The organism is Paenibacillus sp. SORGH_AS_0306 (assembly GCF_030819345.1).
Taxonomy (GTDB): Bacteria; Bacillota; Bacilli; order Paenibacillales; family Paenibacillaceae; genus Saccharibacillus; species Saccharibacillus kyungheensis.
The window spans coordinates 764,724-777,573 of sequence record NZ_JAUTBP010000001.1; the positions used below are offsets into that span (position 1 = coordinate 764,724).

12 protein-coding genes are annotated in these 12,850 nt (G+C 38.3%); 9 read left to right on the top strand and 3 right to left on the bottom strand.

Translation table 11 applies throughout. From position 1 onward, the window contains the following. Window positions 1-957 carry a tRNA modification radical SAM protein MnmL/YtqA gene (gene mnmL, locus QE450_RS03270; protein ID WP_307296919.1) on the bottom strand — a complete coding sequence of 319 codons (957 nt, stop codon included), beginning with the start codon at window positions 955-957 and terminating at the stop codon, window positions 1-3. Between the two features lie 477 nt (window positions 958-1,434). Between mnmL and trmB the strand changes: the two genes are divergently transcribed. Then, a complete protein-coding gene (gene trmB / locus QE450_RS03275; RefSeq protein WP_307296921.1) occupies window positions 1,435-2,142 on the top strand; it encodes a tRNA (guanosine(46)-N7)-methyltransferase TrmB in 708 nt (235 codons plus the stop codon). Between the two features lie 37 nt (window positions 2,143-2,179). On the opposite strand, the gene QE450_RS03280 is transcribed toward trmB, so the two are convergent. Both QE450_RS03280 and QE450_RS03285 read right to left on the bottom strand, forming a co-directional pair. Beyond that, a complete protein-coding gene (locus QE450_RS03280; RefSeq protein WP_307296923.1) occupies window positions 2,180-3,313 on the bottom strand; it encodes an MGDG synthase family glycosyltransferase in 1,134 nt (377 codons plus the stop codon). 118 nt (window positions 3,314-3,431) lie between these two features. Beyond that, a complete protein-coding gene (locus QE450_RS03285) occupies window positions 3,432-3,959 on the bottom strand; it encodes a phosphatase PAP2 family protein (protein WP_307296925.1) in 528 nt (175 codons plus the stop codon). Window positions 3,960-4,664: 705 nt separating this feature from the next. Between QE450_RS03285 and QE450_RS03290 the strand changes: the two genes are divergently transcribed. The 8 genes from QE450_RS03290 to QE450_RS03325 all read left to right on the top strand — a co-directional run bounded on the left by QE450_RS03290 (window position 4,665) and on the right by QE450_RS03325 (window position 12,676). Next, window positions 4,665-5,903 carry a glycosyltransferase family 2 protein gene (locus QE450_RS03290; RefSeq protein ID WP_273616261.1) on the top strand — a complete coding sequence of 413 codons (1,239 nt, stop codon included), beginning with the start codon at window positions 4,665-4,667 and terminating at the stop codon, window positions 5,901-5,903. 456 nt (window positions 5,904-6,359) lie between these two features. Next, window positions 6,360-6,854, top strand: coding sequence for a translation initiation factor IF-3 (gene infC, locus QE450_RS03295; RefSeq protein WP_204825674.1), 495 nt, complete (start codon window positions 6,360-6,362; stop codon window positions 6,852-6,854). Between the two features lie 15 nt (window positions 6,855-6,869). Further along, a complete protein-coding gene (gene rpmI / locus QE450_RS03300; RefSeq protein WP_273615412.1) occupies window positions 6,870-7,070 on the top strand; it encodes a 50S ribosomal protein L35 in 201 nt (66 codons plus the stop codon). 27 nt (window positions 7,071-7,097) lie between these two features. Continuing rightward, window positions 7,098-7,457 carry a 50S ribosomal protein L20 gene (rplT, locus tag QE450_RS03305; RefSeq protein ID WP_204825101.1) on the top strand — a complete coding sequence of 120 codons (360 nt, stop codon included), beginning with the start codon at window positions 7,098-7,100 and terminating at the stop codon, window positions 7,455-7,457. A 408-nt stretch (window positions 7,458-7,865) separates the two neighbouring features. Next, window positions 7,866-8,903 (top strand): BMP family lipoprotein, encoded by a 1,038-nt coding sequence (locus QE450_RS03310; RefSeq protein WP_273615413.1) that lies wholly within the window; start codon window positions 7,866-7,868, stop codon window positions 8,901-8,903. Between the two features lie 200 nt (window positions 8,904-9,103). Further along, entirely contained in the window at window positions 9,104-10,642 is a 1,539-nt protein-coding gene (locus QE450_RS03315) for an ABC transporter ATP-binding protein (protein ID WP_274170557.1), read from the top strand. Continuing rightward, entirely contained in the window at window positions 10,635-11,714 is a 1,080-nt protein-coding gene (locus tag QE450_RS03320; protein ID WP_204825098.1) for an ABC transporter permease, read from the top strand. Before QE450_RS03315 ends, QE450_RS03320 begins: the two co-directional genes overlap by 8 nt. Then, a complete protein-coding gene (locus QE450_RS03325; RefSeq protein WP_273615415.1) occupies window positions 11,714-12,676 on the top strand; it encodes an ABC transporter permease in 963 nt (320 codons plus the stop codon). The genes QE450_RS03320 and QE450_RS03325 overlap by 1 nt, the downstream gene beginning before the upstream one ends. The last annotated feature ends 174 nt before the right edge of the window (window positions 12,677-12,850 follow it).

Sequence of the window (12,850 nt, forward strand, 5' to 3'; positions counted from 1 at the left end):
TTATAATGCTCTCCAATATTTACTTTGCCATGTATCACGTTGCTTCAATTCATCATCGATTCCGTTAAGTACTTCCCATTTGCGTAGACTCCACATTGGACCGATTAATAGATCACGAGGTGCATCTCCTGTAAGACGATGAACAATCATATCAGGCGGCAAAATTTCAAGAGTATCTACAATCAATTTGATATACTCATCTTTTTCCAAGAAGCGTAACAATCCAGCTTCATATTGTTTGACCATCGGTGTTTTGCGCATCAGATGAAGAAGATGAATTTTGATTCCTTGCACATCCATCTGAGCTACAGCACGACCTGTATCTAACATCATTTCATGTGTTTCTTGAGGTAATCCATAGATAATATGTGCACACACTCGAATACCGCGAGCACGCAATTTGGCTACAGCTTCCTCATAGCATTGACTATCATGAGCACGGTTGATAAGTGTAGAAGTAGACTCATGAATCGTTTGCAGACCCATTTCGACCCACAGATAAGTCCGTTCATTTAATTCAGCCAAATAATCAATAACATCATCAGGCAGACAATCAGGACGAGTTGCTATCGATAATCCGACAACTCCCGGTTGCTTCAAAATAATTTCAAAATATTCGCGTAATTGTTCTACAGGAGCATACGTATTCGTATACGCTTGAAAATAACCAATATACTGTGCATGAGGCCATTTCTGGTGCTGACGATCACGAATATGATTAAATTGAGTCACTAGATCGTCACGACGACTGCCAGCAAAATCGCCTGAACCACGAGCGCTACAGAATGTACAACCGCCTTTAGCAATCGAACCATCACGATTCGGACAGGTAAAGCCAGCATCTAGTGTTACTTTGAATACTTTATTTCCAAATTGTTCACGCATCTCTGTATTCCACGTATGAAACCTTTTATCACTCCATAATAGGGGAGTGGATGTATCTTGAGTTATAAGCATAGTGAAGCTCCTTCAATCGTTCTTCATTAAGTATTTAACAGTTCGTTAACATGTGTAATATCTCGCTAATCAGGTTATATTGTAACAAAAATCTAGATTTAAAAGATAGCAACAGGTGACGAAGTTCAAAATATTATTTGCAAAATAAATGATTTAAAATTAAGGTTCGCTTCATTTCTACAAAAAAGGGGTAATCAAAGGTAGAAACGTCTTAAAAGCTTAATTTTTTCATAGTTTATCACGATACCCATTTAATTTTATAACGAAAAATGGTAGACTATGATTGCTAAATTTGTTGGACCCCAATTCCAAATATAGAGAAAAGGATTTTCTGATCTGCTTGCAGAGAAGGGAGATCCTTTTTTCCTGTGTCCAGATAATGATGCAGATAAATGCTTTACATTTGCTCATTTCTTCGTCACAATAATGCCTTAGTAGTAGGATCACTATATAGACCATTGAAATCGGAGGAACGACATGCGTTTACGAGGTAGAAAAGGAATACGTGAAGGATTGGAGCAGCAGGAAGATTTGGTCGTGCTGAATCCTGAACAATATAAAGGAAAATGGCAAGAGCGTTTTGGAAATGATCTGCCGATTCATGTTGAATTTGGAATGGGCAAAGGAAGATTTGTCAGCCAAATGAGTGTCAAACATCCAAATGTCAATTATATCGGCTTCGATATGTATGATGAATTGGTACGTCGTGCCAGTGAGAAAACAAGAATGGCATGGGAAGAAGCAGAACGCGGAGAACCGACGACAATCCAGCTAGCTCGCGCAAATATCGAAAAAATTGAAGACGTATTTGCTCCTGGTGAGATTGAGCGAATCTATCTTAACTTCAGCGATCCATGGCCGAAAAAGAAGCATGGTCGTCGTCGTTTAACACATCCACGCTTTTTGGACATGTATTGTAAATTGTTAAATACTCGTGGTGAAATTCATTTCAAAACCGATTCTGAAACATTATTTGAATTTTCACTAAATTCATTTGCCGATTACGGTCTACAAATGACCAATATTAGCTTGAATCTTCATCGTGATGGTATCAACGAAGAACATGTCATGACAGAATACGAAGCTAAATTTATGGGCAAAGGGATGAATATTCATCGTTGCGAAGTATTGATCGGTGAAGACGTTTTGCGTGAATATCAAGCGATGCGTCTAGATAAATATTAATTTATAACATAAAAAAAGTAAGGTCTTATCCGTTAATTTAGGATAAGACCTTACTTTTTTCTACCATTTCAGCAATACTATGAGCACTTTGTGTTGGATTATAACGATCAATCTGAGCTATATTTTGTTTACGTTGCTCTACAACAGCGTCATAATCATTCATCAACAAGTCCATCCATTCGGTAACCACATCAATCGAAGTGATCGGTTCTCCCCAACCTTGTTGCGTAAAATACTGAGAATTTTTTTCTTCTTGTCCAGGTAAAGGGTTATAAAATAACATCGGGATCGCTTTAGCTAATCCTTCAGTACATGTCATTCCTCCCGGTTTGGTTACAAGAAGATCGGATACTTCCATCAATTGATCAATTTCATTAGTGTATCGAATCAAATGAATATTAGGATGATTAAAGTTCACATTCTGCTTAGCTTTGCGATAAGCTTTCTCATTGTTACCAAAACAAAAAATAAATTGGATCTTATCGCTGAAGCTGGTAAGATACGCATTTACCACATCATCGCTCATCAATCCCCAACCGCCGCTCATCACTAGTACTGTCGGCATATTTTCAAGTCCAAACTTCTGTTGAAATTCGACTTTGCCTGTATGTTCCCAAAACTTTGGATGGACAGGAATACCAGAAACTTCAATTTTCTGAATCGGTACACCACGCTGAATTAATTTGGAACGTACATCAGGTGTAGATACCAGATAACGGTTCACCTCTGGACTCACCCATGTACCATGAGCATCATAATCTGTAATAACCATACATAACGGTGTACGCAGTCCTAATCGTTTGAGCCTTGAAATCACAGCTCCCGGAATCGGATGTGTACATACAATCACATCTGGTTTTAATTGCCGAATCACATTATGTGTATGTGTATAGAAGAGACGATGTAAAGCTAGCGTGGCTAGCCGATTGATCGATTTTTTGTATTGGCTGCGATACATCATACGCACAAGTCGTGGCTGCGAGATGACCGTTTTTTTGTATGCGGTTAGGATGAGTGGAGCCACTTTAGGATTAAGGAAACTACCGAGTTCCAGTACCTTAGTCTGAATATTCGGTGAGATTTTGCGTAAACTACTTGCTAGTGCGTAAGCAGCTTGTGTGTGACCAGAACCAAAACCTTCCGACAAAAGCAGCACTCTATATTTTGACACGTCCAGTTCACCTTTTCTGCAAGGTATTCTCTAATAAAATGGAGTAGAGGAAGCAAACATTTCAGCTTTCTCTGTAATACTACTGTAACAATCCGGTAATATTGCTAGAATAGCCTCTTTACGGCCATAATGCAAATGTACCCATCGCTACCGATGTTCCAATTGCAGCTCCAACCAGTACATCTGAAGGATAATGTAATCCTAAATACATACGAGACACAGCAACAATCAGTGCGAATGGTAACAGCAACAGAATCATGAGTGGATCTGTCAGCATAAATGGAACAGTAACGGAAAAGATCGCTGTGGTATGTCCTGATGGAAACGAATGGTCTGTTAAAGGATTGCGGAACGTAATCGTTTCGGGAATAGCTAAGTATGGACGAATACGCGGGTATAGCTTTTTAACAATAGCTACAGGCACATGGCTAATCGCTAATGCTACAGCTGCTTGGAAACCTGCGCGGCTCCAAGGAAATGGCGCTAATTGCCATACTGCCAAAGTCGCTATAATCGTGAACGTAGCTCCGCCTAAATTCGTTAAGTAGTAAAAAAATAAATTTAGGAACTTATTATGGAGCCTTGAGTTAAACCATCTAAAAATGTGTTGCTCCATCGTTTGTAGGCGAATAAGAAACTGACGCATGAGAGACCCCCGTATTAATTGCCAATTTTCGGCTTATATTCATCATATTTTTATTCAGTACGCTTTTCAAGCTTTATAACGTTAACAGAGTGTTAAAATAGATACAACTTTTGTAAGTTACCCAATAGTTTAAACCTGATTTGCAAAATAATCCAAAAGTATTTCTTATTACCCTTACCCGAGAATGGCAAAAGTCATTCACATGCGCCTTAACCAATATGTAAATCGTTATCAATAACATGGTTCAACTCAAATAAATACGTTTAAAAATTCAAAGAAATACACCCACAACTCAATCAGTCATCATAGCTTCATTATTTATCCTCATACAAATCCAACACCATTAGCAATAAAAATAAGCAAATAGAACATAAATAGGCATAAAATGGCGTTAAACCTTGTTCTGTAACATTTATTGCATATAACTCGTCGTAATTCCATGGTTTTTAACCGTATACCCTCTTTTAGAATTTTGACAAATCCATAAAAAATGTGCAAAATCTTAATGTCGCTTGTAATCGTTTTGTAACATAACTTTAATGTTCGTCATAGTATAATCATCTGGGGTGAAAAGTTTTAAAGCGACTCATGCTAAAAATTAAATTTAAAATGTGACGTCTTGAAATTAGTGATCTAGAGAAAAAGAATGAATTTGTTATATTGTGGTTTTAAAATTTAAGGAGGTTCACAGTTATTATGGGAAACATTATTGATGCTATATTTATCGTGCTCCAGGTTCTACTGGCAGTTATCGGTGTATATCAGTTTTCATTCTCGCTATTCGGAATTGTTAAAAGGAAAAAAAGAGCGGATCATGCTCCACAGAAATCATTTGCTGTTCTAGTTGCAGCGCACAATGAAGAGACCGTTATTGGAGCATTAATGGAAAATCTAAAAAATATGGATTATCCGGCTGAACTATATGATGTGTTTGTTATCTGTGATAACTGTACAGATGGTACAGCAGATATCGTACGTAGCCATGGAATGAATGCTTGTGTACGTACCAATCCAGCAGAACGCGGTAAAGGATACGCGATCGAATGGATGCTAAGAGAATTGTGGAGTATGCCTCGTCAGTACGATGGTATCGTAATGTTCGATGCTGATAACTTGGCAGATCACAGATTCTTGACAGAAATGAACAACGATATGTGTGAAGGTGCACGCGTTATTCAAGGTTATATTGATACAAAGAATCCAGAAGATTCTTGGATCACTGCTGCTTATGGCGTATCTTACTGGTACATCAACCGTCTATGGCAATTGTCCCGTCATAATTTGAATATGGCGAACTTCCTGGGTGGTACAGGTATGTGTTTTGAAAATGAACTATTGAAAGAAATCGGATGGGGCGCAACAAGCCTTGTAGAAGATTTAGAATTTACAATGCGTTGTGCAGAAAAAGGAATCTATCCGCGCTTTAGCTATGATGCAAAAGTATTTGATGAAAAGCCGTTAACATTCAAAGCTTCTTCTCGCCAACGTTTGCGTTGGATGCAAGGTCACTTTACAGTAGCTCGTCGTTATTTCTTCCCGCTATTATGGAAAAGTGTAAAAGAAATGAGCATTATCAAATTCGACTTGGCATTGTATAGTGTCAACGTATATATCGTTTTAATTACATTCTTAATGACTGCTGCTATGTGGATCGATACATCTATTCTAGGTGGACCACATATCGCTACTATCTATAATTACCTACCAATGTGGGTAGCTATTACAGCAATTGGTGCCAATGTTGTTACTTTTATTCTTGCAATGGCATTAGAAAAAGTGAAGTCTTGGAAAGTATATCTATACTTGCTATTGTTCCCTATCTACGGTCTATCTTGGTGGCCAATTACGTTTTATGCTTTCTTCACACAAAACAACAAACAATGGAGCCATACGCAACATACGCGTGTTGTACGTTTGGAAGAAGTACAAAGCAAACAAGGTTAATCTCGCTTGAAGCTACACAAAGATATCTCACTCAAGAACCTGTATAACAGTCTATCTGTTGTACAGGTTCTTTTTATAAGTAAATATAAATTACAGCTATAGTTAACAAAGCAACAGATGACTAGCAACATAGAATACAGCGATTAAATAAGATTTCAAAAGTCTTATAAATCAATGATTATTTTAGGTTTATAAAAAGCTTGTATATATTAAAAGCATATGGTATACTATTTTAGTACGTGATTGAGATATACAAAGTAGAAGCTTTGCTTCTCACCTGCCCGATAATAGTCGGCTGGTTCATTGATCTGAATGTAATAACAAGAATTTGTCTTGTTATGGATATGAGCTGATCAAGGGATGCAGGTGACTAGACCTGCATCCCTTTTTGATTTCTATATTTAATATAGTTGTACGATCATAATATGGAGGTGGAAAGTTATTAGTAAAGAACATATGATCAATGACGAAATCCGGGTTAAAGAAGTACGCCTGGTTGGTGCTGAAGGTGAACAGATCGGAATTACGCCTACTCGTGAAGCATTGCAGATGGCAATCGATTTGAACATGGATCTTGTAAATGTAGCTCCACAAGCGAAACCACCTGTATGTCGCATTATGGACTATGGTAAATTCCGCTACGAGCAACAGAAGAAAGAGAAAGAAGCACGCAAAAACCAAAAGATCGTTGATCTTAAAGAAGTATGGTTCCGTGCTAACATTGAGGAGCATGATTATCAAACTAAACTCCGCAATGTTGTTAAATTTTTAAAAGATGGCGACAAAGTGAAATGCTCGGTCCGCTTCCGCGGTCGCGAAATTACACATGCAAGTATTGGTCAAAAAATATTGGATCGTGTAAAAGTTGAAGTTGAAGAACTTTGTACAATAGAGCGCCAACCAAAATTGGAAGGCCGCAGCATGATCATGATCTTGGCGCCGAAAAATTAAAAGGGGGATATTAAAATGCCGAAAATGAAAACTCATAGTAGTTTAAAAGGACGCTTCAAAATTACAGGAACAGGTAAAGTAAAACGCTATAAAGCGTTCAAAAACCACTTGCTTTCTCACAAATCCAAACGTCAAAAACGCGTTTTGGGAACAAACCCGTTGATGTCTAGCGGTGATGTAAAACGTTTGAAACAACAATTATCTAATCTTAAATAATTTTAATTTACTGGGAGGTTTACTGATATGGCAAGAGTGAAGGGCGGATTCGTCACACGTCGCAGACATAAGAAAATTCTTAAATTAGCAAAAGGTTACTTCGGTTCGAAACACCGTATTTTTAAAACTGCAAAAGAGCAAGTTAACAAATCTTTGGTGTATGCTTACCGTGACCGTCGTCAAACAAAACGTAACTTCCGCAGATTGTGGATCGTTCGTATTAACGCAGCAGCACGCATTAACGGATTGTCTTACAACAAATTGATGCACGGTCTTAAATTGGCTGGCGTTGATATCAACCGTAAAATGCTAGCTGAATTGGCTGTAAATGATGTTAACGCGTTTAACTCATTGGCTAATGTAGCTAAAGAAAAAATTAACGCATAAGATTTATTCTTATGAGTTGCATAAAGAGCCGTCGGATGATCCGGGGGCTCTTTTTATACGCAAATTAGTAGCAAAAAATACATAGTAATAAAACATAACATGAAAATCGCGATTTAACGCATTAAAACGTAAAATGTGTAAAGAGTATGAACGGTAATATTACATGGGTTTAACATAAAATAGTATTTTCTTACATAATAAAGCGCTTACAGAAAATAAAATCGTAAATTAATTGACCAATAGTAATTTAAATAGTAGATTTTCTTACCACTTGATTGTATAATTTGTTCATCGACTGTTAAATCTGCACCTATAACGAATATTGAGCTCGATAAGGGTAAAAATTGTTCGTATCCAGACAGAGAGGCAGCAGATCATAGCTTATACTTCTAAGGGGGAAAAAGATTCATGAAGAAGGCGTACAAACTTTCACTCATTATGTTGCTAGCATTTTCATTGGTATTAGCAGCTTGTGGGAACAAAAGCAACGGTACTGACAACGCAGGGAGTGGCGATGCTACAGGCGGAGCAGCAAAAAGCGATGTTAAAATTGGTATGGTAACTGACGTAGGTGGCGTAAATGATAAATCATTTAACCAATCTGCTTGGGAAGCTCTTGAAAAAGTACAAAAGGAAAGCGGAGCAGAAGTTAAATATCTGCAAAGTAAATCCGATCAGGATTATATTCCTAACTTGAATCAATTTGTAAAAGGTGATTACAGCTTAACTTGGGGTATTGGTTTTAGCTTAGCAGATGGTATTGCTACTGTTGCTAAACAAAATCCAAATGCAAAATTAGCTATCATTGATAGTGTAGTCGATGCTCCTAACGTTAAATCTGTAACTTTCTCTGAAAATGAAGGTTCCTTCTTAGTAGGTGTAGTAGCAGGTAAAATGACAAAATCCAACAAAATCGGATTTGTCGGTGGCGTAGATAGCCCATTGATCAAAAAATTCGAAGTTGGTTTTAAAGCAGGTATCAAAGCAGTAAACCCTGATGCTGAATTGCTTGTTAACTATACAGGTGCATTCGATAAACCTGATCTAGGTAAAGCAGCAGCAGCTACAATGTACAACGATGGCGCGGATATCATTTTCCATGCTGCTGGTGGTACAGGTACAGGCGTATTTAACGAAGCAGCTTCCCGTTCTAACTCTGGTCAAACGGCATGGGTTATCGGTGTAGATAAAGACCAATCACTAGAATTTGGTGATAAAGTGACTTTGACTTCTATGGTTAAACGTGTAGACGTTGCTGTAGAAAAAGTTTCTAAAGAAGTCGTAGATGGTACATTTGCTGGTGGTACAGAAGTATTGGGACTTAAAGAGGATGGCGTAGGCTTAGCAGATACTTCTTCCAAAAATGTTCCTGCTGATGTAATCAAACTCGTTGATGATTACAAAGCTAAAATTGTTAGCGGCGAATTGAAAGTTCCTAGCGAGTAATTACTTGATCATTAATATGCTTTTCAAATAAAAACAACAACAAGGCTGGTTCATAGACACTAGCCTTGTTGTCACGTTTATAACCTGATGGTTCGATGTAAATATCAGTTGTCGTTTCGGAAAATCTCATAATTTTTAGCTTTCGGTTATAGACAGTTCTTGCTGTCTGTACCAATCAATACGCTTATAAGGGTGATCTCATGGGTGCAGCAACCCCTGTGGTAGAGTTGAAACAAATTACAAAAGTCTTTCCTGGTATTATTGCCAATGATTCTATTAGCTTTAAGCTGCACAAGGGAGAAATTCATGCTCTTTTAGGTGAAAATGGTGCAGGTAAATCAACATTGATGAATATTGTATTTGGTCTTTATCAGCCTGAAGAAGGTAGTATCGAAGTTAATGGAGAACCTGTGATCATTGACAGTCCTAACAGAGCGATCGAGCTCGGGATTGGTATGGTGCATCAGCACTTCAAACTCGTTCAGCCATTTACAGTTACTGAGAATATCATTCTGGGTTCAGAACCGAAAAAGGGAACCCGAATCAATTATAAAAAAGCGACTGAAGAGATTCGTCAGCTTTCAGAGCAATATGGTCTGCAAGTCAATCCAAATGCCAAAATTCATGATATTTCAGTAGGTATGCAGCAACGGGTAGAAATACTGAAAACATTATATCGTGGAGCGGAAATTTTGATTTTTGATGAACCAACAGCAGTATTGACTCCGCAAGAAATTTCGGAATTGATGGAAATTATGAAGCGTCTTGTGGCTGAAGGAAAATCGATTATTTTGATTACACATAAGTTGAAAGAAATTATGCAAATTGCCGACAATGTAACTATTATTCGTCGTGGTAAAGTAGTCGATACCGTCAAAAAGTCAGAAACGACACCACAAGAACTGGCTGAAAAAATGGTCGGCCGTAATGTTACTTTCAAAGTAGACAAAAAGCCAGCTGAACCAGGCGATGTTGTATTGCAAATGGAAAATATCATTTCTAACAACAAAGAAGGCGCAGCTATTTTGCAAGGATTGAATTTAGAAGTTCGAGCAGGCGAAATTTTGGGTATTGCCGGTGTTGATGGTAATGGTCAAAGTGAATTGATTGAAGCATTAACCGGTCTACGTCATGTAGATGGAGGTACTGTCAAATTACTTGGTAAAGACATCACTAATTTGTCTCCACGTAAGATTACAGAATCCGGTGTCTCTCATATTCCAGAAGACCGTCACAAGCACGGTCTGGTACTCGATTTTTCAGTGAGTGAAAATATGGTTCTAGAAACGTATTATAAAGCTCCATTCAATAAAGGTGGGTTTTTGAACTTTGATGCGATTGATAAGCATGCTACACGCCTTGTCGAACGCTTTGATGTACGTACACCAAGTATTGCTACACATGCCCGTTCACTGTCCGGTGGTAATCAGCAGAAAGCGATTATTGCGCGTGAGATTGATAAAAATCCTACATTAATGATTGCTGCTCAGCCTACACGTGGTCTGGATGTTGGTGCGATAGAATTTGTACAACAACAATTGATTGCACAGCGTGATCAAGGTAAAGCGGTATTGTTGATTTCATTTGAACTGGATGAAATTATTAACGTATCTGATCGCATCGCTGTTATTTATGAAGGACAAATTGTAGGCGAAGTGCTACCAGACAAAACCAATGATCAGGAATTAGGCTTGATGATGGCAGGAAGCACCGCGAAGAGAGGTGCAGCACATGAATAATATTCTCAAAGCGATTACCAAAGATTCGTTTGTGTTGCCAATTGTTGCAATTATTATGGGTCTGATTCTAGGTGCGATTGTTATGCTGATCGGCGGATACAATCCGATAGATGCTTATTCTGCATTGCTCACACGTGTATATGGTGATCCGTATGATTTCGGTGAAGCTATTCGTGAAATGACACCTTTGATTATGACAGGTATGGCGTTTGCTTTTGCAGCACGTGCTGGACTATTTAATATCGGTGGCGAAGGACAATTTCTAATTGGAATGACAGCTGCTACAGTGGTTGCTGTGAACCTTCATGGTCTACCAGCTTATATCCATGCACCGCTTGCGATTATTGCTGGTGCTGTCTTTGGAGGATTGTGGGCGGCTATCGCTGGTTTCCTCAAAGCAGTTCGTGGTGTTAATGAAGTTATCTCCTGTATTATGTTGAACTGGATCGGTCTGTATCTAGCTAACTTTGTAATTAATCACTTTATGTTGTTACAAGGTCAAAACCGTTCTGAAGATATTCAACCAAGTGCATCTATTGCTATCATGTGGTTATCTGAAATGATGGGTAATGCTCGTGTGCACTGGGGTACAGCTATTGCTCTGGCTGCGGCTGTGTTCTTCTATGTATTTATGTGGAAAACAAAACAAGGGTACGAGCTTCGTGCTGTAGGCTTTAACCAGGATGCTTCCAAATATGCAGGGATGAACGTGAATCGCAACATTGTCAAAGCGATGTTTATCAGTGGTATGTTTGCAGGTCTAGCAGGATCTTTTGAAGTACTTGGTGTATTCCAATATCAATCGGTTATGGCAAGTTCACCAGGAACTGGATTTGATGGAATTGCCGTAGCTTTGATTGGTCTCAATAATCCATTCGGTATTATTTTAGGTTCGATTCTATTTGGTACATTAACGTATGGTTCAGCAGGGATGAGCTTTAGTGCTGATGTTCCACCGGAAATTGTACGGATTGTTATCGGAGCGATTATATTCTTTATTGCAGCGCAAGGCATTGTACGTTGGGTCTTAAAACCTTTTTATGCTAAACGTAAGAAAGAGAAGGTGTTGTAATGGACGTGTTGACTATTATTGGACAGCTGATTAATACGACGCTAGTCTTTGCTACAGCACTTATCTTTACATCTTTAGGCGGTATTTTCTCAGAGAAATCTGGGGTTACTAATCTAGGGCTAGAAGGTTTGATGATTTTTGGTGCGTTTGCAGCAGGCGTAGCAGGATTTTATGCTCAAGATGCAGGATTAAGCGGCTTTGGCGCAGCTTGTATTGGTGTATTGGCAGCGATCGTATTTGGAGTATTGGTTTCATTGATTCATGCTGTAGCTTCGATTACGTTCAAAGCGGATCAGGTTATCAGCGGTATTGTAATTAACTTTTTGGCTGCTGGTAGTACATTGTACATGGTTAAATTGTTATTTGATGGTGCAGGTGAAACCGGATTGATCTCTGGGTTTGATAAAGTAAATATTCCTTATCTATCTACTATTCCATTGATCGGCGATGTCTTTTTCCATGCGTATCCTACAACGTATTTAGCAGTAATAGCTGTTATTGTTACGTATTATGTATTGTACAAAACACCGTTTGGTCTTCGTCTACGTTCTGTTGGGGAACATCCAAGTGCAGCAGATACAGTAGGGATCAAAGTCAATCGGTTACGTTATATCGGAGTTATGCTCAGTGGAGCACTTGCTGGTATCGGTGGAGCAACAATTACACTGACAACTACAGGAACATTTTCGCATAATACGATTTCAGGGCAAGGTTATATTGCGATTGCAGCTATGATTTTTGGTAAATGGAATCCATGGGGAGCATTCGGAGCGGCTGTATTCTTCGGTCTCGCTCAAGCAGTGCGTAACTATGTACAGCTATTTGCTTGGACACAAAGTATTCCGCAAGAAGTGATTTATATGTTGCCATACGTATTAACGATTATTGTATTGGTTGCAGCAGTAGGACGTTCAAGCGCACCTTCTGCACTGGGACAACCTTATGATCCAAGTAAACGTTAAGTCGGTATAAAAAGTAATACAGGTACATGATTGAATAAAGTCGAAGTTTGGATTTTTCTGAACTTCGACTTTTTTTATATCTGCAAGCTATTAAATAAAATCAATTTTGACCTAAAAAGAGATCACTATTTTAAATTTTATAGAGATGCTGTATGAATAAAAAAGTAAAATTAA